This is a genomic window from Mesorhizobium sp. M0029 (assembly GCF_040323735.1).
Lineage (GTDB): Bacteria > Pseudomonadota > Alphaproteobacteria > Rhizobiales > Rhizobiaceae > Mesorhizobium.
The window spans coordinates 256,019-277,041 of sequence record NZ_JAMYVF010000007.1 but is presented as its reverse complement, the minus strand read 5'-3'; the positions used below and the strand labels follow the sequence as shown (position 1 = coordinate 277,041).

The window sequence follows — 21,023 nt, the reverse complement described above, 5'->3', positions numbered from 1 at the left end:
CCACAGCCTGTGGTTTAAGCCGGCGTAAACCGGTGGGGTGAGAAAAGTGTTGTGTCGCGCCCCCTGGTCGTTCACATGAGAACGACAACGCCTGCGCATGGACGGACTGGATATGCATCGCGTCATCATCAGCGGCATTGGCGTTGAAATCCCTGAAGCCAAGATCACCAATGAAGAACTGGTCGCCAGTTTCAATGCCTGGGTCGACACCGAGAATGCGCGCCGGCAAGGCACGGATGAGACGCTGCTGCAGAAATCCGACAGCGCCTTCATCGTCCATGCCTCGGGCGTCCAGACCCGGCATGTGATCGAGCGCGAAGGCATTCTCGATCCGACTCGCATGGCGCCGCGCATCCCGGCGCGACCGGACGATGCACTGTCGCTGCAGGCCGAATTCGGCGTGGCCGCGGCCCGGAAGGCGCTCGACCATGCCGGGCTGAAAGCCTCCGACATCGACCTGGTGATCTGCTCGGCCTCGCACCAGCAGCGGCCCTATCCGGCGATCGCCATCGAAATGCAGGAGGCGCTGGGCACCAAGGGCGCCGGCTTCGACATGGGGCTTGGTTGTTCATCGGCCGCGGCCGCCTTGCACATTGCGGCCAATCTGGTCCGGGCGGGCGCGCACAAGCGCGTGCTGGTGGTCACGCCGGAGATCATCACCGGCCATCTCAATTTCCGCGACCGGCAGACGCATTTCATCTTCGGCGATGCATCGGTGGCGATGGTGGTCGAGGGGCTGGGCGAGGGCGAGAGGCGGCCGGGGCGTTTCGAGGTGCTGGACACGCGCACCTGGACCCAGATGTCGAACAATATCCGCACCAATCTGGGCTATCACACCCGCACCGCCCAGGACGATCCTTACATGATCAACCTCGAAGGCAATCTGATCAAACAGGTCGGCAACAAGGTGTTCAAGGAAGTCACCGTCGCCGGCCACAAATTCATTGTCGAATTCCTCGCCGAGCACGGGCTGACGCCGCAAGCCATCAGGCGATTCTGGCTGCATCAGGCCAATGCGCGAATGAACGCCATGATCCTGAAACTGGCCTTCGGCCACGAGGTCGACCATGACCGCGCGCCGATGGTGCTGGAGCGGCTCGGCAACACCGCCGGCGCTGGCGCCATCATCGCGCTGTCGGAAAACCACGCCGACATGAAGCCCGGCGATTTCGGCGTGCTGTGCGCCTTCGGCGCCGGCTATTCGATCGGCGGCGCGCTTTTGCGGATGCTGTAATCAGGCCGGCATGAACGGCACCAGCATCGGTACGCTGCGGGCATAGTCGTCATAGGCGTTGCCGAGTTCTCCGCGCAGAAAGCGTTCCTCCAGCCTTGCCTTCATGACGATGCCGATGGACGCTATCAGCCGGTTTGATCGAATCATCATCGCTTTCGACTGGACCCGAGCCCACGGCTACGGCTATTTGCGACGTCATCCTGCAGAAGGAACGAAGCCATGCTGGACCTCTTCCCGGAGTCTGAGAAGCCGGTCGACATCATCCCCGCCAGGAAGCTGTCCGCCAAAGTGGCCGCTTTGTACGTCGCACCTTCGAATCAGTTCCAGACGCGCCCGGTGGAAGCATTGCAGCTCGGTTTCGAAGGCATCGACGGCGACTTCCACGCCGGCGCCACCCGTCGTTCCGGCGGTCGCGAACCCTGGTATCCGCGCGGCACCGAAATCCGCAACGAGCGGCAGATATCAATCGTAGCAGCGAATGAACTCGGCGTCGTTGCCGAGCGGATGGGGCTGGCCGAGATCAAGCCGGAATGGATCGGCGCCAATCTGCTGATCGAAGGCGTGCCGCATCTCTCGATGCTGCCGTCAGGCACGCTGCTGTTCTTCAGAGGTGGCGTGACGATCAAGGTCGATGCGCAGAACGGACCTTGCCGGCTTGCCGGACGTTCGATTGCCGAAAACGCCGGGATGGCCGATCCGGAGGCCGGCGCGCTGGCCTTCCCGAAGGCGGCGAAACGGCTGCGCGGCCTCGTTGCCTGGGTCGAGAAACCGGGTCGTATGACAACAGGGGAAGAGATCTCGGTGCGCGTGCCCGAGCAGTGGATTTATCGATCCTAGCACCGGGCTAGGGCAAGGGCTGCGCCGCCGGGGCGACGCAGCCGGATTTCAAGACGCGCTCAGGCCGCCTTGCGGTTCTTCTTGGCGCCCTGCGCCTCGACGGAAACGTAGTCCCACTTTTCCCACAGCGCGATGCGGTTGGCGTATTCCTGCTTGATCATCGGCAGGCCGCCATCGCCGAAGAAGACGCGCAGCGGCGGCTCGGCCGCGTCGACGATTTCAAGCATCGCCGGTCCGGTGGCATCGGGGTCCCCGGCGACCGAGTTGGCGCGGCGTTCCGCCATCTTGGCGCGGGCCGGCGCGTAAGCCTCGATCGCTTTGGAGACCTTGGCCGAGGCGCCGGACCAATCGGTGGAGAAGCCTCCCGGTTCGACAAGCGTCACATGGATGCCGAATTCGGCGACCTCGATGCTGAGCGACTGGCTGAAGGCTTCGAGCGCCCATTTCGAGGCATGGTAAAGGCCGAGCGACGCAAAGGCGTTGACGCCGCCGATCGACGAGATCTGGATGATGTGGCCGGAGCCCTGCGCCCGCATGATCGGCAAAGCCGCCTGGGTGACCCAGAGCGCGCCGAACACATTCGTTTCGATCTGGTCGCGGGCTTCCTGTTCGCTGACTTCCTCGATGGCGCCGAAATGGCCATAGCCGGCATTGTTGATGACGACGTCGAGCCGGCCAAAGCGCTTGTGCGCCTCGGCGATGGCCGCATCGACAGCCTTCTTGTCGGTGACGTCGAGCTTGATCGCGGCGACATTATCGCCGTATTTCGCGACGAGGTCGGCGAGCGTGCCGGCATCGCGCGCGGTTGCGGCGACACGGTCGCCGCGAGCGAGTGCGGCCTCGGCCCAGACTCGGCCAAAGCCTTTCGACGATCCGGTGATGAACCAAACCTTGCTTGTCATGACGTGGAATCCTTGCCCATGCGGGCCGTGAACTGGAAGCGGAGGCTTCTCCGCTTCCGCGATATACGGTGCGTCGAGCGAATTTCCAGAGGCGAGGGGGAATCTTTTTGGTCACGACATCGTGTGGAGCAGGACCTTCGCCGGTCAGGGATAGCGCACCGGGCTCGACCAGGCCGGGTCGTCATGCTTTTGCCAGTAGAGCGCCATCAAGCGCTTTGTGATCCCGCCTATCTTGCCGTCGGCGACAGCAGCGCCGTCGATCACTGTCACCGGCATGATGCCGCCGGCGGTGGAAGTGATGAAGACTTCGTCGGCAGCCTTCAGCGCGGCAACGCTGACGTCGACGGCCGTGGTGGGAAGCGCTGCCTCGGCGCAGAGGTCGAAGACGGTGCGCCTGGTGATGCCGGGCAGCACGCCGACAGCGGGCGTCGACAGCCTGCCGTCCTTGACGCAGAACACGTTGAAGCCGGGGCCTTCGGCGACATTGCCGTTGAAGTCGAGAATCAATGCGGTTTCGGCCCCACGATCATAAGCGTCGTAGAGGCCGCGCACGAGGTCGAGCCAGTGGTAGTTCTTGATCGCCGGATCGATCGAGACCGGCGGAATGCGCACCTTGTCGCTAATGGCGACATGCAGGCCGCGCCGCAACTGCTCGGCATTGGCGACCGAGCCGAAGGGAACTGCGAAGGCCATGAAGCGGTTGACCGCCTGGCGCGGATCGCGGCTGAAGGTCGGCGAGGCGCCGCGCGTGCACAGCATTTCGACATAGGCGGCGCGATGGCCCGACAGCGCCACGCAATTGTGCAGAATCTCGGCCACGCCATCGCGGTCGGACGGGATCGTCATGCGCAGTTTTTGCAAGCCGGCGAAGAAGCGGTCGAGATGCAGGTCGAGTCGGAAGAAGCTCCCGTCCCAGACATGCACGGTGTCGTAGGTGGCGTCGGAATGCAGAAAGCCCCAATCCAGCACCGAGATTTTGGCTTGCGACATCGGCAGATACTGACCATCGAGAAAGGCGACGCCGTCGGGATAGGAATGCGGATCGATATGGCGATCCGACAAAGCCGGCAATGGCACGATGCTACCGGCTGCTGCGCTTCGGTTCATGGCGATTGGTCCCTTCGGCTTGATGCGGCAGAGTCAAGCTAGTGGTCCCCTGCAGGCGGCATAGGGCCACCCAACCATCGCTGTTTGTCCTAGGTAGCACATTCGATATGCCCTATGGTCCGGCTTGAAAATATCCGGCCGGGAGGGGCAAAATGGGCAAATCTTTTCGGACCATCAGCTTTGCAATTTTCGTCGTCTTCGTCACTGGCGATGCCTTCGCGCAATGCGCTCGCGAGGGCGAGGCGCTGTGCCAGAACGGCCAGACCTATCGTTGCGAGAAGACGGGCAGCGAACTGACGCCGATCTTTCAGAACGTGCCTTGCGTGGTCAACGCGACGGGGCTCAACGGGATCTGGACCGGCAGCGGCCATCAAAGTCCGGCCGGGGCTGCCGGCGCCGATTGGGCGATCGCCATGACCATCGGCGATGGCGCCGCGTCGATCGACTATCCGTCGCTCGGCTGCGGCGGACCGTTGACCCAGATTTCTCGCGACGACAGTTCGGCGGAATACCGGGAAAGCATCAGCTACGGCCAGGACAAGTGCATCGACGGTGGCGGCATCACCGTCCGGTTCTTCAAAGGGAACCTGTCCTGGACCTGGGTTGGGCAGGCGGACGGCCAGCCCTACAATGCGGTTGCCGTATTGAAGCGACGGTAGCTGAAATTATTCCTCTTCGTCCTCTGCATCGAGCAGGCGCGTGGCGCGCCAACGGGTCAGCACCATGTTTGTTTGCTCGATGACGAAGAACCGCGCCGAGTCGCGGTCATAGCCCTCGGCCAGCAGCTTTTCATAGTCGGTATGGCCGTGCCTGATATGGGCGATCGTCGCCAGCCAGACCGCGATGCCCGGCGGCAGCGTCTTCATGTGCACGGCGCCGGCCTCGGTGCGGATTTTCTCCATATCGGCATAGGGCGCCAGGGGCAGCAGTGCGGTCAGCGCCTTGGCGATGGCGCGGCGGCGGCCGGTGGGCGCGCTCATTTTTCGTCACGCCCGGCAATGGTCGCCTCGGGAAAGGCGTCGGTCGAGGCGAAATAGGGCTTGATGTCGATCACCGGGGTGCCGTCGAGCACATCGATGGCGTCGATGGCGATGCGGCCGTGGTCGATGTCGACGGCGATCAGCCTGGCGATATGCAGCCCGACTGGGTTCGGCCGGGCAGGGGAGCGCAGCGAGAAAACGCCTTTCGGCTCAGCCGCATGGCGGGGTCTCTGGACAATCAGTGCCCGCGGCGCGTGATGCAGCCAGGACAGGATGACGATGTGGCTGGCCCGCTCCAGCGCAAGCAGGCCGTCGCGATAGGCAGGGTCGATGAGAACCGTGGTCGCCTGTCCGGCCTCGCGCGCCGCGCGCATGTTCTTTGGGCAGGTTTGCCTGGATGTCCATGGCGAGGCGATGCGGCCGATGAACACGATATGGCCATCCGCCGGCATGTCAGCCGGGTCAGTCTGCAGGAGCTTTTCGCCGTCGCGCTTCTCGAACATGGCTTTCGCCCTAGCACAAGTTTCCAGCCGATCGTCAGGGAAAAGCGGTTCTCTCAGGCGGGGATCATGTGTGCGGCATTTTCTTGTCAGGAAGCGACATAGGCCTTGCCATGTCGTCAAAGCTGACATAAACATATGTTTATATCTTTTTCAACGAGAACGCGCCGATGCATGTTTCGCTCGATACGATGGTTGATACGTTGAAGGCTGCGGCCGAATCGAGCCGGCTCCGCATCCTGGCGCTGCTGTCGCGCGGCGATCTCACCGTGTCCGACCTCACCGAGATCCTCAGCCAGTCGCAACCGCGGGTGTCGCGGCATTTGAAGCTGCTGCTGGAGGCCGGGTTGATCGGCCGCTACCAGGAGGGCTCCTGGGCCTTCTTCCGGCTGTCGGATACGGATTCCGCGCGCGACTTCGTGCTGCGGCTGGTCTCCGGCATTCATGGCGCCGATCCGCAGGTCGAGCGCGATCTCGAGCGGTTGGCATCGGTCAAGCGCAAGCGGCAGGACCGTGCCGCCGAGTATTTCTCCGAGAACGCCGCCAGCTGGGATCACATCCGCTCGCTGCATGTGCCGGACCGCGCCGTGGAAGCCGCACTCCTCAAGCTGGTCGGCAAGCGGCCATTCCAGTCGATGCTAGACCTCGGCACCGGTACCGGGCGGCTGCTGGAGATATTTTCGCCGCTCTACCGGCGCGGCGTCGGCATCGACATGTCGCGCGAAATGCTGACGGTGGCGCGGGCCAATCTCGACAAGGCAGGCATCGCCAATGCGCAGGTCCGCCAAGGCGACATTTTCGCGCCGCCGGTCGAGCGCGACGCCTTCGACCTCGTCACCATCCATCAGGTGCTGCACTATCTGGACGATCCGGCACGCGCCATTCGCGAGGCGGCGCGGCTGCTGCGCCCGGCGGGCCGGCTGGTGATCGTCGACTTCGCGCCGCATGCGCTGGAGTTCCTGCGCGACCAGCACGCGCATGTCAGGCTGGGCTTTTCCGACCGGCAGATCTCCGAATGGTTTGCCGAGGCCGGGCTCGATCTCGAGGATGCCCAGGAATTCGAGCCGCGCGGCGGCAACGAAGCCAGGCTGACCGTCAAGCTGTGGCTCGGCCGGGACCGCCGCATGCTGATGGCCGAGCCTTCCAATGATACCCAACCCACCAAAGCGTACCCTATGGGGGAAATCGCCTGATGAACCAGTTCCGCTTTTCCCGCCGTCCCGACATTGGCGACAAGGTCCGCGTCTCCTTCGAGTTCTTCCCGCCGAAGACCGATGAGATGGAAGCCAGGCTCTGGGACACCGTCACCAGGCTGGAGCCGCTGAGGCCGAGATTCGTCTCGGTGACCTATGGCGCCGGCGGTTCGACGCGTGAGCGCACGGCCCGCACGGTCAAGCGCATCCTGAACGAGACGACGCTGACGCCGGCGGCGCACATGACCTGCGTCGACGCTGCCCGCCATGAGGTCGACGCCGTCGTCCGCGAATTCGCCGATATGGGCGTGAAGCGCTTCGTCGCCTTGCGTGGCGATCCGGCGGCCGGCGTCGGCACCGCCTACCGGCCGCATCCCGATGGCTATGCCAATGGCGCCGAACTTGTCGGAGCGCTGAAGGACGCCGGCGATTTCGACATCTCGGTCTCGGCCTATCCCGAAAAGCATCCGGAAAGTCCGGACTTTGCCACCGACTTCGACATGCTGAAGCGCAAGGCCGACAATGGCGCGACGCGGGCGATCACCCAGTTCTTCTTCGACAACGATCTCTACGAGCGTTATGTCGAGAAGGCGCGCCGTGCCGGCATCTACATCCCGATCGTGCCTGGCATCCTGCCGGTGCACAATTTCACCCAGGTCGCCAATTTCTCGGCGCGCTGCGGCGCGCTGGTGCCGGCATGGCTGGCCGAGCGTTTCGAAGGGCTGCACAACGATCCGCAGACGCATGCGCTCGTGGCGTCTGCCGTGGCGGCCGAGCAGGTGCTCGATCTCGTCGAGCGCGGCGTCAGCGACTTCCATTTCTACACCATGAACCGGGCCGACCTGGTGTTTGCCATCTGCCATATGATCGGCATCCGCTCCCACGAAACAGAGGCAGCTGGATCCGCCGCCGCCTGAGCTTCATCGTGGTATGAAATCTGAAATGCAAAAGGCCGGGCGAAACACCCGGCCTTTCGAATTTGTGGGCTATTGCTGCTGTTCTTCCGCTCCGGTGGTTACGGAAGAACACCTATGATAAGGGCGCCAATGAAGGCAAATGCAGCACAGATCATCAATGCGTTGATTGGCCTCGTAAGTCCCATGTCATAGTCTCCTCTTCAAGAGCTATGGGTGGAGTCTAGGGGCATTTGTGCCACAGGCAAGCGGAAAATATGCTGCAATGCGACGCGATTGTGGAATTTGCGACCTGCCACCTGTCGTTAAGCGTTGAAACTCTTCGGCAAAAGCCGCTGGCAGCCTGTGAATAAATTGTGGCGCGGCCGTGGCGAAAGCGAGGCATGGCAGCGCTACCAGACCTAAAGCGCGTCGTTGTCCCAAAACCGCTGCGCACTTTTGGTCGACAGGCATTAGCGCCGACCAAACAACCGCCCGTCGATCGTCAACAGGCCAAGCGCGATCAGTGCCATGCCGCAGAACTCGAACAGAGCGAGCCGCTCGCCGAGGAACAGGAGGCCGAGCAGGATGGCGCTGGCCGGGACGATGAGCGTGACCAGCGAGGCGTTGGTGGCGCCGGCCGAGGCGACGAGGTTGAAATAGAGGATGTAGGCGAAGGCGGTGGAGAGCAGCGCCAGCGCCAGCACCGCCGTCCAGACCGGCGGCGAGGCCGAGAACAGGCCGGCCGGGCCATAGGTGAGCAGCACCACCGGGATCATGATGATGGTCGACGCCGTCAATTGTCCGGTGGCGATGACCGGCGAGGGCACGCCCTTGAAGCGGCGGGCAATCATCAGCGCGACGGCGTATGACAGCGAGGCGCCGATCAGCGCGAATTTCGCCCAGACCGGGCCGCCGAGCCCGGCCAGCAGGCCGGGGCCGATCATGACAGCGGTGCCGGCGATGCCGAGCCCGATGCCGGCAAGCTTGTTCCAGGAGAGCTTTTCGTCCGCTGTCAGCGCGTTGGCGAGGATCAGCGTCCAGAACGGCGTCGTCGCATTGAGCACCGAGGCGACGCCGGCGCCAAGCGCGGTCTGGCCGGCAAAGATCAGCGAGAACGGGACGACATTGTTGGCGAGCGCCAAAAGGAAAAACAGGCCGGCATGCGGGAAGGCGAGGCGGAAGGACGGACCGCGAATGCCGAGATAGAGCTGCAGTGCAATGGCCGCAATGGCAACGCGAAACAGCACCAGCACCAGCGGGTGCATTTCGGCAACGGCGATGCGGGCAAAGAAGAACGAGCCGCCCCAGATGGCGCCGAGCAGCAGAAGCTGTCCCCAGTCCCTCAGCGTCATCGGTCCGCGCTGCACGGCTGTCGTGGCTATTGCCATCGTGAACGTCCTTCCCCGCGGCATCAATGCCAGCCACTCAGGCAGAAGGCATATCGGGTCCGGCGACAAGAGCCACCCGAAACCTGATTGCTGGCAACAGTGCTGCCAGAGGGTGCGCCGCTGGGTCAGTGCCCGCCAGACACAGAATTGTTTTCTTTGGCCGCTAGCTTGGATTAATTGTGCGCAGCCGAGAAGTCAGGGGATTCGTCCATGCAGCGATTCGAGAATGCCCGCGAGGCGGCGCTGGCGCTTCGGCCGGACGATCCGGTCTACTGCTTTCGCCCGCAGGTGCTGAAGGCGGATGCCAAACAGTTCATGGGCATGTTTCCCGGCAAGACAGCCTACGCAGTCAAGACCAATGGCGAGCAGATCGTGCTGAAGGCGCTGGTCGAAGCCGGCGTCACCGCCTTCGATGTGGCCTCGCCCGGCGAGTTCGCCGCAGTGCGCGCCGTCTCACCCGACGCCGAGATGCTCTACATGCATCCGGTCAAGGCGCAGTCGGACATCAAGCTTGCGCTCGAAAAATACGCCATCCGCGTCATTTCGCTCGACCATGAGGACGAGATCACCAAGCTGACGCGGGTGGTGCGGGCGCTTGACATCGATCCGGGCTCCATCAGCGTGTTCGTGCGAATCCAGACCAAGGGTTCGGCGGCCTATGAACTGTCGAAGAAATTCGGCGCCGGGCCGGCCTATGCGGTGGAACTCGCCGAGCGGCTCAACCGCACCGGCTACAAGGTCGGCCTATGCTTCCATGTCGGCAGCCAGATCGAGGATCCCGACACCTATGAACGGGCGCTGGCCTCCGCCGATTGGGTGCGCAACCGGCTGACCTTCGACATTGCGGGGCTCGATGTCGGCGGCGGCTTTCCCGCCGAGTACGGCCATGACCCCAATCGCAAGCAGATCGAGATGCCGTCGCTCGGCCAGATCATGTCGCGGCTGTCGGGCGACCTCAGGGAATACCAGTTCGACCAGATCCCGTTGGTGGCCGAGCCCGGCCGGGTGATCGTGGCGCGCTGCCTGTCGCTGATCGTGCGCGTGCTGCTGCGCAAGGGCAAGCGGCTCTACATCAATGACGGCATCTGGGCTTCGCTGTCGGATTCATGGACCGGCAAGATCACCCTGCCGGCGCGCTTCATCCCCGATCCGGCCATCCGCTCGCGCAATGGCGAGGAAAAGAACATCGTGCCGTTCAAGGTCTGCGGCGCGACTTGCGATTCCGTCGACATTCTATCCCGGCCGTTCTGGCTGCCGGAAACCGTCGACACCGGCGACTGGATCGAGATCGGCCATATCGGCGCCTATTCGCTGTCGCTAAGAACCCGCTTCAACGGCTTTTATCCCGATACCTTCGTCGAGGTGACGACACCCTTCGATGAAGGCGATGCGCCGCAGGGATTCGCGAGTTTGGAGACGATGGCGGATTAGGTTTCTTCCTTCTCCGCTTCAGCGGACGAAAAGCCAATTGCTTGGCTTTTCGAGCCTTCGACGCCCTGAGCTATGCGAAGGGCCGGGGTGGTGGCCGATCCACCTGCCGGGTCCCCGCTGCTTCGCAGCGTCCCGGCGTTCGCCAGCCTTCATGCCGATGAATTCGCTCCGCGAAACCGGCTGCTCACCCCACAAGGGGAGAAGGCAAGGAGCGCTACAGTTTCCCCAACAGCTCCGGCGTTGGCCAGCCGTCGACCGGCATGCCGAGCCGCATCTGTTCCTTGCGGATGGCTTCGCGGGTGTTGGTGCCCAGAATGCCGTCGACGGTGCCGACGTCATAGCCCCTGGCTTCGAGCTTGGTCTGCAATTCCTTCATCTGGTCGCCATTGAGCCCGGTTTCGGGATTGCGCGGGTCGAACTGCTTTGCCCCGGCCAGCCGGCTGGCGAAGTTGGCGGCGGTCAGCGCGTAGGTGAAGGACTGGTTCCATTCGAGATAGACGTCGAAATTGTCGTAGGCGAGGAAGGCCGGACCTTTGCGGCCCATCGGCAGCGCCAGGCCGGCCTTCAGGCCATTGTCGATCAGCGGCGTGCCATCGGGATTGGTGACGCCCCAGGCGGCCCATTGCGACAGCGGCAGCTTGTTGGTGCGGCCGGTCTGCTCCCAAGGCATGTCCTCGGGCACGCGCACTTCCTCGATCCAGGGCTGGTCGCGTTTCCAGCCGCGCGACAGCACCTTGTTGGCCGTGGTCATGATCACGTCGGGCACACTGCGCCTGAGATCGACGATGCCGTCGCCATCGCCGTCGACGCCGCGCGCGAGATAGTCGGAAGGCAGGATCTGCGTCTGGCCGATCTCGCCGGCCCAGGCGCCGGTGACGTCGGCCGGAACGACGGCGCGATCGATCAGCGTCAACAGCGGCACCAGTTGCGGCCGAAACAGCTGCGGCCGGCGGCAGTCATGCGACAGCGTCACCAATGCGCTCAGCGTGTGGAAATCGCCCTGTACGGCGCCGAAATCGGTCTCCAGCCCCCAGAAGGCGGTGATGATCGGCGCCTGGACACCGAACTGCTGGTCGGCGCGCGCAAAGATTTCGGCGTATTTCTTCAGATTGGCCGCGCCCTGCTTCAGCCGGTAGGCCGAGATCATGCGGTTGGAGAACTGGATGAAGGTCTGGGCGAAGACGCCCTGGGCGCGGTCACGCGCCAGCACCTTGTCGTCGACGGTGGCGGCTTCCAGTGCGTCAAGGCCGACAGCGCCGACACCGGCCGCCTTGGCTTCCGCCGCCACGCCTTGCTTCCAGGCTTCGAAGTCGCCGCCGCATTCCTGCGCCCCCGCCGGCATCGCCGTAGCGCCGAGCAGCAGGCCCGCGAGCAGCCCGGAGCGCAATCGGCTCCTCGACTGTTTCCGGCGTGGATATCGCAGTGGTTGCAGGTAGGTGCGCATGGGACGTCGAAAAGCAGGCGGCAGAGCCGGTGTCAACGGGTGTTCTGCCGCAGCCACTTTTTCCAGGCTGCCTCAGTGCCGTTGAAGACGTTGATATCGGACTTGCCGGTCATGCCGGGAACGATACCGGTTCCGGTGTATTGCCAGAAGGTGAAAGGGTGGCTGCCGTACTTTTGGCGGGGGTGGCCGGCCACCGAGCGCAGCCAGTAGGGATAGTCGCGGAACGTCGAAAGGTCGTTATCGTCGAAGAAGTCGACCGAGGTGTAGATGATCGGCTTCTTGCCATAGTGCCGCTCGATCATCTCGAGAAAGGTGGTCATTTCGGCCCGCACCGTCGCCGAATCCGGGCGCAGCCGGCAGGTCGGCGATTGCGGGTTCCACTCCATGTCGAGCACCGGCGGCATGGCCGAGCGGTCGACGGGCACGTTCTGGATGAACCAGCGCGCCTGGGTGGCGGCAGGCGTGCAGAAATAGAAGAAATGGTAGGCCGCGCGCGGAATGCCATTGGCCTTGGTGCGCGACCAATGCTCGTTGAAATACTCGTCGAAACGGTCGCCGCCCTCGGTCGCCTTGATGAAGGCGAAGGAGATGCCGCTGGCCTTGGCCGTCGGCCAGTCGACCGAGGTCTGGTATTTGGAGACGTCGGTGCCGTGAACGGCATAGTTCCAAGGCGCGCCGCTATCCCATTCATGCGGCTTGGAATCTTCGAAACGCGGTGCGCGCACGGTAACCGTCGGGCTGCTGGATGGCGACATCGAGGGCACGAGATCGCCGGCGGTCGAGCAGGCGGCCAGCAGCGTCAACGTGATGAGGGCCGCGAAACGGCGCATCGCATTTCCCGAGCCGGAATCAGCCGGTCGCTGTTGGGTTGTCGTTGCAGGTGCCCCTCAGGCGATCGCCCCACAGCATCGCCTGATACGTTATTTTCGTGCATGTCGTTGTTCCAAAACCGCTGAGCACTTTTGGGCGACATGCACCAGTGATCGCCGATCATGGTTGATAACAGGTTGACGGCGCTCGACAAGAACACCGATTTTGCGGAAGCAATGGCGGCAAATCGATGACATAAATCGGGCCGCAAGCCACGGGCAGCGGAAAAGCAGGGGCGGAAAGATGCGGATCGCCGTGAAGATCATCAAATGGCTGCTCGGCCTGATCGTTCTGGCGGTTGCCGCCCTGTTTGCCTGGCTCTACGTCGCGCCGCCCGACCTGATCCGCGTCGGTTCCGGCTATTCCGCCAAGATTGTCTGCTCGAATGTTTTTATCGCCGGCCGTGATCCCAATGAGGTGCTGGCCATCGACGTGCAGGCGCCCGGCCATCCGCTGCTCAGGTTGATGAAGGTGTCGGTCGACAAGAACAGGGGGACCGTCTCGGCCGGGCTGCTTGGCTTCCTCGGCAAGAGCGTTGCCGTTGCGCGCGCCGGCCTGGGTTGCGCCTCGGTTCCCGATGGCGACGTCCGCAAGGCACGGCGCACGTCAATCCCTGCCGAGGCGTCGGCGGCCACCAAGGGCGATCTGTGGCCCGAGGGAGATCGAGTCGATGCCTCGCAAAATCCCGAAATCAACAAGATCCTCGACGGTGCGGCGATGACCGGCATCGGCATGCGCGCCGTGGTGGTGGTCAAAAATGGCCGCATTGTTGCGGAGCGTTATGGCGGCGGCTTTTCGGCGAAAACGCCGCTGCTCGGCTGGTCTATGACCAAGACAGTCAACGCCGCGCTCGTCGGCACGCTGGTCAAGGACGGCAAGATGGCGGTGACCAATCAGGGCCTGTTCGGCTCATGGAAGGCGGACGGCCGCGCCGCCATCAGCCTTGCCGATATGATGGCGATGTCGAGCGGACTCGAGTTCAACGAGGATTATGGCGACGTTGCCGATGTGACGCGCATGCTCTACCTCGAACCGGATATGGCGGGCTTCGCCGAGGCCAAGCCGCTGACCGGCGACGTCGGCAAGGTCTTTTCCTATTCGAGCGGCACGGCGGTGATGCTGTCGCGGCTGTGGCAGGATGCTATCGGCGACAAGGACAAGGCGCTGATGTGGCCAAGGGCAGCGCTGTTCGGGCCGCTCGGCATGCAAAGCGCGGTGCTCGAAACCGACGAGGAGGGTACCTTTGTCGGCTCATCCTACCTCTATGCCACGGGGCATGACTGGGCGCGGTTCGGCCAATTCCTGCTGCAGGGCGGCGTCTGGAACGGCAACCAGATCCTGCCGGCCGGTTTCGTCGACTGGATGCGCGAACCGGCACCGGCCTCGAAAGTCTACGGCAAGGGGCAACTTTGGATCGAAGCCCCGGGGGACGAAGGAAATCCCGGCGCCGGCGTCGCCGCCGGCCTGCCCAACGATACCTACTGGATGGAGGGCCATGACGGCCAGACGGTCGCCATCATCCCGTCGGAGCAACTGGTGGTGGTGCGGCTGGGGTTGACGCCGGCCAAGCTCGGCTACCGGCCGCAGGTGATGGTCGGCGCGCTGATGAAGGCACTGCGCTAGCTCCCTTTACCCTCCCCTTGATGGGGAGGGTCGGCGCGTAGCGCCGGGGCGGGGTGCCTGGCCACCGGCGCCTTCGGCGCGACCTCCCCCATCGAGGGGGAGGTAAGAGTGCGCGATCTTGACGACCGCCAGCCAGGCATAGCCGCGATAAAGCGCGCGGAAACAGAAGCTTGCGCCGGTTCGCCGAGATTCCGATTCCAAGACTTCGCGCAATGATTCACGTGGCGTGACATGGAATTTCTTGAGCCAGCCGCGCAGCAATGTCCGGAACCAGTTGGGCAAGCCTTCCTGCTGGCCGAAATCGACGACATGCAGCGAGCCGCCGGGCGCGAGTGCCGCAAGGGCTGCCGAAACCGTCTTTTCCCAACCGGGGATCATCGACAGCGAATAGGACACGAAGATGCGGTCGAAGCGCTCGACGCCGAACAGCGTCTTGGCGTCGAAATCGGTGGCGTCGCCGCGCGCCAGCACGGCGCGGCCGGACAGGCCGTCGCGGCCGATCGCCTTGCTCGCCGTCTCCAGCATCTCGGCCGAGATGTCGAGCCCGTAGAGGCGGGCGTCGGGATAGCGGCGGGCGGCAAGCGCGATGTTGCGGCCGGTGCCGCAGCCAAGTTCGAGCACTCTGCCATTCGCCGGCACATCCAGCCCGGATATCATCTGGTCGCGGCCAAGCAGATAGTATTTGCGGGTCAGGTCGTAGATATGGCGTTGCCAGCGATAGACGCCGTCCATCAGTTCGGCATGGTCGGCCGGCAGCTCGCTCGCGCTCACGCCGCGCGCTTCACATAGAGGTGGAAGCCGCCATAGATGGCCGAGCGGTCGCGGGCCAAACAGTCGCGCGAGGCCTCGTCCTCGTAGGTCCACTGGTCGAGCAGCGAGATCGAGACGCGGCCCGGCAGCAGGCTGGGCTCGGCGGCGGTACGGAAGATGACTCGGGCGCCGACCGAGGCGGTGCGGGTGATCTCCGACCAAAGGGCATTGAGCTGGTCGTTCGTCATCCAGTCCTGCGCGTCGAGCAGGACGAAACGGTCGACGGTGCCTGCGTCCTTGCCGGCCAGAAATTCGATCAGATTGGCGTGGTGGATGCCGACGCGATCGACATTGTTGCGGATCGCCTTGTAGTTGGCCTCTTCTAGATAGGCGGGCAGGGCGGCCTCACCCGGATTGGGATAGCGACGGGCGAAGGCTTGCCAAGCGAAGTAGTTGTTCTTCAGCGGAAAATCGCAAGCGAGCTTTTCCAGCCGGGCCTTCAGCACGCTGGCCATCGAACCATCGCCCGAGGTGATCAGCGAATCGTACTGCGCCGGCGGAATGCCGAGGCCGAACAGCGAAGCCTTGCGCGAGGTAGCCCAGCGCAACAGCTTCTTGTCGAAGACCGGCGCCAGCTCTTCGGTGAAGAAGCGGCGCTGGTCGGCGAGGCTCTTCGACGCCATGAGACCGGCGGGATCGACGCCGAAGAATTTGGCGATGCGGTGGCCCATGGCGATGAACAGGCCGAGCAGGCCGGTCTGGTAGAAATTGCGGTCGAAGACGGTGATGCGCCGGCGGCCGCGCCAGCTGCGACGCTCCCAATAGTGGCGGCTGACCGGGTCGAGATGCGGCGCGATGAAGCGATCATAGGCTTGCGAATTGTGGTTGGTGTCGGCGGCGCCGAAGAAACGGAACAGATCGCCCTGCGAGGGCAGATGCCGCACCGCCTCCAGCTTCATCCGGTTCAAGGCGATGTGGGCGGCGTTGAGGTCGACCGCATCGACGCGTTCAGGCGAGCGGGTGAGGTAGGCGAGGATGTTGCAGCCGCCCGACGCTATGGTGACGAGGCGGTGGCCCTGGCCAAGCTGCATGGCCTCCATGTCGACTTCAGGGTCTTCCCAGATCTGCGGATAGACAAGGCCGGAAAACAGCAGCGCAAACAGTCGTTCGGAAAGGCCGGCCTGCGAAAGCGGGCGGTTCTGGTAGACGGCTTTTCCAACTTCCTTGCCGCGGCGAAAAACGAGATCCGAGGAGACGTCCGTCATGGCAAAGTGATTCCCCATTTGCTTTGCCGCAAGCGGGTAACTCAGGGGCATGACAGGCGGGTGACAGCCTGTTGACGCGAGTTCAGGCCTTGCCAAATCCCCCCGGTGTCGGCGTCGTCAGGATAACGGCGTCGCCGGCGTCGAGCACGGTCTGGTCGCAGGCCTTCAGCGTCTCGACGCTGCCGTCCTGGCGGCGGACCTTGGTCGAGCCGACCTCGCCGTCACCGCCGCCGTCGAGGCCTTGCGGCGGGCGGTTGCGGTGCGAGGACAGGATGGCGCATTCCATCTTTTCGAGGAAACGGATCGTCCGCCTGGTGCCGTCGCCGGCATCCCATTTGCCTTTGCCGCCGGAGCCTTCGCGAATGTGAAAATCCTCGAGCAGCACGGGAAAGCGCAATTCCAGCACCTCCGGGTCGGTCAGGCGCGAATTGGTCATGTGGGTGTGGACGCCGGATGTCCCGGCAAAGCCGCGGCCGGAGTTCATCCGGCCTGACGGCGAGCCGGAGCAGATGGTCTCGTAATACTGGTACTGCTTGTTGCCGAAGGTCAGGTTGTTCATCGTCCCTTGCGCATTGGCCATGGCACCCATGGCGCCGAACAGGGCGTTGGTGACATGCTGCGAGGTCTCGACATTGCCGGCGACGACCGCGGCGGGGTAGGCGGGCTTCAGCATCGAGCCGTCGGGGATGATGATGTTGATCGGCCGCAGGCAGCCGGCATTCATCGGGATCATGTCCTCGACCATGACACGGAAGGCATAGAGCACGGCTGCACGGGCGACGGGCTCCGGCGCATTGAAATTGTTCTTCTCGACCTTCGACGTTCCGGTGAAGTCCACGGTCGCCTCGCGCTTTTGCCGATCGACGGTAATCTTCACCTTGATCACCTGGCCGGTGTCGGTCGGGTATTCGTACTCAGAACTATCGGGCAGCCGCTCCAGCACGCGGCGCACGCTTTCGGCGGCGTTGTCCTGGACATGGCCCATATAGGCTTCGACGACGTCGAGGCCGAAATGGGCGACCATCTTGCGCAATTCCGCCACGCCCTTTTCATTCGCGGCGATCTGCGCCTTGAGGTCGGCGATGTTCTGGTGTGGGTTGCGGGCAGGATAGGGGTGGTCGGTGAGCAGCGTGTGCAAGTCCGTCTCGCGGAATTTTCCACGATCGACAACGCGGAAATTGTCGAACAGCACGCCTTCCTCGTCGACCGTGGTGGCAAGCGGCGTCATCGAGCCCGGTGCCGTGCCGCCAATGTCGGCATGGTGGCCGCGCGAGGCTACGTAGAAGAGGATCTTGGGTGATTGGCTAATCTCCCCCCTTGTGGGGGAGATGCCCGGCAGGGCAGAGGGGGGCGTGACAGAGCGAGAGGTTGGCGGGACAGCGCCCCCCTCTGTCGGCTTCGCCGACATCTCCCCCACAAGGGGGGAGATCGGGCGCGCATCATCGAACACCGGCGTCACCACGGTGATATCAGGCAAATGCGTGCCGCCATTGTAGGGGGCGTTCAGCGCAAAGACGTCGCCGGGATGGATGTCGCCGGAGTTCAGCCGGATGATGGTTTCGACCGAGCGGTCCATGGAGCCGAGATGCACCGGCATGTGCGGCGCGTTGGCGACCAGCGCTCCATGACGGTCGAAGACGGCGCAGGAAAAGTCCAGCCTTTCCTTGATGTTGACGGAATAGGCGGTGTTCTGCAGCGTGACGCCCATCTGCTCGGCGATCGACATGAAGAGGTTGTTGAAGACCTCCAGCATCACCGGATCGGCTTCGGTACCGAGGGCAGCCGTGCGAACTTTCCGTTCCGTGCGGCGAATGACGACGTGATTGAGGTTGGTGATTTCGGCCTGCCAGCCCGGCTCGACGACGATGGTCTGGTTCGGCTCGATGATCAAAGCGGGGCCTGGGACCAGATTGGATGGGCGCAGGTTTTCGCGGCGATGGATGCCGGCCTCATGCCAGCGGCCCTCGGTGTAGATGCGCCGCGTTCCCGACGCACCCGCTTCAACCATTGCCGGTCCGGCGGGCGCAACGGCTTCGGCCGTGGTCTCGACGATCTCGGCGCCTTCCACGCCAACGGTCTCGACGATCATCGGCTTGTCATCATAGACGAACCCGAACTGCGCCTTGTGGGCGATTTCGAAATCGCGCCTGGCCTGGAAGATCGAGTCGCCTTCGAAATTCACCGGCAGCGTGGTGTCGGTGCCGTCATAGCGGATGTGCAGCACCGGCTTTGCCGCAATCTTGTCCTGCGCAATGCCTTGCGCTGCCAATTCGGCGATGACGGCTTTTTTCAACGTGCCGATGAGGCTGCCGATCTCGGTCCTGGATTCTTCGGCAAGCGGCTTCAGGAGCGCCTGCTGGCGCGACGCGAAAACCGACGACAGGCCGATACCATAGGCTGAGAGCAGACCGGAGAAGGGGTGGATCAGTACCGCCTCCATGCCGAGCGCGTCGGCAACCAGGCAGGCATGCTGGCCGCCGGCGCCGCCAAAACAGTTCAAGAGATATTCGGTGACATCGTAGCCGCGCTGCACGGAAATCTTCTTGATGGCGTTTGCCATGTTTTCCACCGCGATGGTAACGAACCCTTCGGCGACGGCTTCCGGCGTGCGGCCATCGCCGATTTCGGCGGCCAGCGCAGCGAATTTTTTATGCACGGCGGCGACGTCCAGCGGCTGGTCCTGGCCGGGTCCGAAAATCGCCGGAAAGAAATCGGGCTGCAGCTTGCCCAGCATGACATTGGCGTCGGTGACGGCAAGCGGGCCGCCGCGCCGGTAGGCGGCGGGGCCGGGATTGGCGCCGGCGGAATCCGGGCCGGCGCGGAAACGGCCGGCTTCGTAATGCAGGATCGAGCCGCCGCCGGCAGCGACGGTATGGATGCGCATCATCGGCGCACGGATGCGCACCCCGGCAACCTCGGTGTCGAAGGCGCGCTCATACTCGCCGTCAAAATGGGCGACATCGGTGGAGGTGCCGCCCATGTCGAAGCCGATGACTTTCTCGAAACCGGCGAGTTTCGCCGTTTCGACCATGCCGACGACACCGCCAGCCGGGCCGGACAGCAGCGCGTCCTTGCCCTGAAACATGTCGGCGGCGGTGAGCCCGCCCGACGACATCATGAACATCAGGCGAGGGTTTTCCCTCCCCCTCGAGGGGAGGGTGGCGGCGAAGCCGCCGGGTGGGGTTGGATCCGGGCTCAGCGCATTGGCGGTGCCTTCCGAGAGGACCCCCCCTGGCCGCTTTGCGGACTGCCCTTCGCTATGGCTCCGGGCGTTCGTCGCTGAAAAAGCCAAATCGTTGGCTTTTCCTCGGCCTTTGGCCGACCGCTCCTCACCCCCCACAAGTGGGGAGATTGGCGTCGCGCCCAGTTCTCCCGCCACCCTTTGCACATAGCGCGACAGGATCGGCGACAGATAAGCATCGACCACGGTAGTGTCGCCGCGGCCGACCAGCTTGATCAGCGGCGAGACCTCATGGCTGACCGAGACTTGGCTGAACCCGATCTTGCGGCAGACTTTCGCCACCGCCTTCTCGTGGTCGGGATATTTCCAGGCATGCATGAAGACGATGGCCGCCGCATCGATCCCGTCAGCCTTCGCCTGTTCGATGGCGGGGCGGCAGGCGGCGATGTCGAGCAAGCGCTCGACCTCGCCATTGGCGCGCACGCGTTCGTCGATCTCGATGACCCGCTCGTAGAGCTGTTCCGGAAGGATGATCTCCTTGGCGAAGATGTCTGGCCGCGCCTGATAGGCGATCTTCAGCGCATCGCGAAAGCCCTTGGTGATGAGCAAAAGCACACGGTCGCCCTTGCGCTCCAGCAGCGCATTCGTGGCAACGGTGGTACCCATCTTGACGTCACCGACCAGGCCCGGAGGAATAGCGGTGCCGGATTTCAGCCCCAGAAGCTCGCGGATGCCGGCTATGGCCGCGTCGGGATAGGCTTCGGGATTTTCCGACAGGAATTTCCTGGGATGCAAACCGCCTTGCGGATCACGTCCGATCACGTCGGTGAAGGTGCCGCCGCGGTCGATCCAAAAATCCCATTTCTTGTCCACGCAGAACTCCGGCATTGCATTTGGGTCCAGACTGTTAGTTCGGCATCGCCCGGCCCGCAATCGGTAGTGCGCGGATGTTACATCAGGAAACGCAACGTTACGAAACTCATGGCCGTTTGATGCATTTTGCCTTCGACCGTTCACCGCAACGTGAGCGTGTGTTGAAGGAGAGATGTCATGAAAAAGCTCATTCTTGCTTCCGTTTCCGCCCTGGCCCTGTTCGGCGTTGCCGCCTGCAGCGACAGCGCTACGGATAACACCACCACCCAGAGCACCAATCCGCCAGCCGCCGAGCCCATGAAGCCGGCGACGCCGGATGCACCGAAGCCTGCAGAACCGGCTCCGGCAACACCTGCTCCTGCCCCCGCGCAGTAGCAGCAGTCCCGGTCACTTTGACGTGACGAGAGAGGAGGCCGGCTTCGCGCCGGCCTTCCTGCGTTTAGGTCGATTCGGGGCTCAAGGGCCTTGAACCGGCTCTTTCCTACGGTTTGGGATCTGGCGCGTCGTTGCTTGCGTAAATCGATCCACTCTGCGGCGCTGTCTTGGCTT

General features: G+C 63.6%; 19 protein-coding genes. 8 read left to right on the top strand and 11 right to left on the bottom strand.

Translation table 11 applies throughout. The annotated features are described in order from the left end of the window. Window positions 1–112: 112 nt before the first annotated feature. Window positions 113–1,234 carry a beta-ketoacyl-ACP synthase III gene (locus tag NKJ76_RS15085; RefSeq protein ID WP_023690850.1) on the top strand — a complete coding sequence of 374 codons (1,122 nt, stop codon included), beginning with the start codon at window positions 113–115 and terminating at the stop codon, window positions 1,232–1,234. On the opposite strand, the gene NKJ76_RS15080 is transcribed toward NKJ76_RS15085, so the two are convergent. Then, window positions 1,235–1,384: a hypothetical protein gene (locus NKJ76_RS15080; RefSeq protein WP_023688011.1), complete on the bottom strand. Its 150-nt coding sequence runs from the start codon at window positions 1,382–1,384 to the stop codon at window positions 1,235–1,237. Between the two features lie 69 nt (window positions 1,385–1,453). Between NKJ76_RS15080 and NKJ76_RS15075 the strand changes: the two genes are divergently transcribed. Further along, a complete protein-coding gene (locus NKJ76_RS15075; RefSeq protein ID WP_352537761.1) occupies window positions 1,454–2,071 on the top strand; it encodes an MOSC domain-containing protein in 618 nt (205 codons plus the stop codon). Window positions 2,072–2,130: 59 nt separating this feature from the next. Here the strand turns inward: NKJ76_RS15075 and NKJ76_RS15070 are convergent, their stop codons facing one another. Then, complete coding sequence (locus tag NKJ76_RS15070) at window positions 2,131–2,973, bottom strand: SDR family oxidoreductase (protein WP_023705567.1); 843 nt, start codon at window positions 2,971–2,973, stop codon at window positions 2,131–2,133. A gap of 144 nt (window positions 2,974–3,117) precedes the next feature. Next, window positions 3,118–4,080, bottom strand: coding sequence for a D-amino acid aminotransferase (locus NKJ76_RS15065; RefSeq protein WP_352463552.1), 963 nt, complete (start codon window positions 4,078–4,080; stop codon window positions 3,118–3,120). 152 nt (window positions 4,081–4,232) lie between these two features. On the opposite strand from NKJ76_RS15065, the gene NKJ76_RS15060 reads away from it, so the two are divergent. Next, window positions 4,233–4,739 (top strand): hypothetical protein, encoded by a 507-nt coding sequence (locus tag NKJ76_RS15060; RefSeq protein WP_023733083.1) that lies wholly within the window; start codon window positions 4,233–4,235, stop codon window positions 4,737–4,739. Window positions 4,740–4,745: 6 nt separating this feature from the next. Here the strand turns inward: NKJ76_RS15060 and NKJ76_RS15055 are convergent, their stop codons facing one another. Both NKJ76_RS15055 and tsaA read right to left on the bottom strand, forming a co-directional pair. Continuing rightward, a complete protein-coding gene (locus NKJ76_RS15055) occupies window positions 4,746–5,060 on the bottom strand; it encodes a DUF2293 domain-containing protein (protein WP_023668245.1) in 315 nt (104 codons plus the stop codon). After that, complete coding sequence (gene tsaA, locus NKJ76_RS15050) at window positions 5,057–5,563, bottom strand: tRNA (N6-threonylcarbamoyladenosine(37)-N6)-methyltransferase TrmO (RefSeq protein WP_352463551.1); 507 nt, start codon at window positions 5,561–5,563, stop codon at window positions 5,057–5,059. The genes NKJ76_RS15055 and tsaA overlap by 4 nt, the downstream gene beginning before the upstream one ends. Window positions 5,564–5,730: 167 nt before the next feature. Here tsaA and NKJ76_RS15045 point away from each other — a divergent pair, with 167 nt between their 5' ends. Together NKJ76_RS15045 and metF are read left to right on the top strand one after the other, a co-directional pair. Next, the gene (locus NKJ76_RS15045; RefSeq protein WP_352463550.1) at window positions 5,731–6,753 is read left to right on the top strand and encodes an ArsR/SmtB family transcription factor; all 1,023 of its coding nucleotides are present in this window, start codon (window positions 5,731–5,733) and stop codon (window positions 6,751–6,753) included. Next, window positions 6,753–7,670: a methylenetetrahydrofolate reductase [NAD(P)H] gene (gene metF, locus NKJ76_RS15040; protein WP_023668248.1), complete on the top strand. Its 918-nt coding sequence runs from the start codon at window positions 6,753–6,755 to the stop codon at window positions 7,668–7,670. Before NKJ76_RS15045 ends, metF begins: the two co-directional genes overlap by 1 nt. Window positions 7,671–8,119: 449 nt before the next feature. Here the strand turns inward: metF and NKJ76_RS15035 are convergent, their stop codons facing one another. After that, on the bottom strand, window positions 8,120–9,037 hold the full coding sequence (locus NKJ76_RS15035; RefSeq protein WP_023699616.1) for a DMT family transporter: 918 nt from the start codon (window positions 9,035–9,037) through the stop codon (window positions 8,120–8,122). Window positions 9,038–9,247: 210 nt separating this feature from the next. Here NKJ76_RS15035 and NKJ76_RS15030 point away from each other — a divergent pair, with 210 nt between their 5' ends. Beyond that, window positions 9,248–10,468 (top strand): alanine racemase, encoded by a 1,221-nt coding sequence (locus tag NKJ76_RS15030; RefSeq protein ID WP_023668250.1) that lies wholly within the window; start codon window positions 9,248–9,250, stop codon window positions 10,466–10,468. 214 nt (window positions 10,469–10,682) lie between these two features. Here NKJ76_RS15030 and NKJ76_RS15025 read toward each other — a convergent pair whose 3' ends face one another. Both NKJ76_RS15025 and NKJ76_RS15020 read right to left on the bottom strand, forming a co-directional pair. Then, window positions 10,683–11,912, bottom strand: a complete 1,230-nt coding sequence (locus tag NKJ76_RS15025; RefSeq protein ID WP_502902307.1) for a lytic murein transglycosylase — start codon at window positions 11,910–11,912, stop codon at window positions 10,683–10,685. 32 nt (window positions 11,913–11,944) lie between these two features. Next, window positions 11,945–12,742: a glycoside hydrolase family 25 protein gene (locus NKJ76_RS15020; RefSeq protein WP_502902306.1), complete on the bottom strand. Its 798-nt coding sequence runs from the start codon at window positions 12,740–12,742 to the stop codon at window positions 11,945–11,947. A gap of 283 nt (window positions 12,743–13,025) precedes the next feature. On the opposite strand from NKJ76_RS15020, the gene NKJ76_RS15015 reads away from it, so the two are divergent. Next, complete coding sequence (locus tag NKJ76_RS15015) at window positions 13,026–14,405, top strand: serine hydrolase domain-containing protein (RefSeq protein ID WP_352537760.1); 1,380 nt, start codon at window positions 13,026–13,028, stop codon at window positions 14,403–14,405. Window positions 14,406–14,411: 6 nt separating this feature from the next. On the opposite strand, the gene NKJ76_RS15010 is transcribed toward NKJ76_RS15015, so the two are convergent. The 3 genes from NKJ76_RS15010 to NKJ76_RS15000 are packed head-to-tail and all read right to left on the bottom strand — an operon-like array spanning window position 14,412 to window position 20,474. Then, complete coding sequence (locus tag NKJ76_RS15010; RefSeq protein WP_023753066.1) at window positions 14,412–15,176, bottom strand: class I SAM-dependent methyltransferase; 765 nt, start codon at window positions 15,174–15,176, stop codon at window positions 14,412–14,414. Next, window positions 15,173–16,471 (bottom strand): BtaA family protein, encoded by a 1,299-nt coding sequence (locus NKJ76_RS15005; protein ID WP_031244262.1) that lies wholly within the window; start codon window positions 16,469–16,471, stop codon window positions 15,173–15,175. Before NKJ76_RS15005 ends, NKJ76_RS15010 begins: the two co-directional genes overlap by 4 nt. Before the next feature lie 31 nt (window positions 16,472–16,502). After that, on the bottom strand, window positions 16,503–20,474 hold the full coding sequence (locus tag NKJ76_RS15000) for a hydantoinase B/oxoprolinase family protein (protein ID WP_352537759.1): 3,972 nt from the start codon (window positions 20,472–20,474) through the stop codon (window positions 16,503–16,505). A gap of 177 nt (window positions 20,475–20,651) precedes the next feature. Between NKJ76_RS15000 and NKJ76_RS14995 the strand changes: the two genes are divergently transcribed. Beyond that, window positions 20,652–20,849, top strand: coding sequence for a hypothetical protein (locus NKJ76_RS14995; RefSeq protein ID WP_023729355.1), 198 nt, complete (start codon window positions 20,652–20,654; stop codon window positions 20,847–20,849). The last annotated feature ends 174 nt before the right edge of the window (window positions 20,850–21,023 follow it).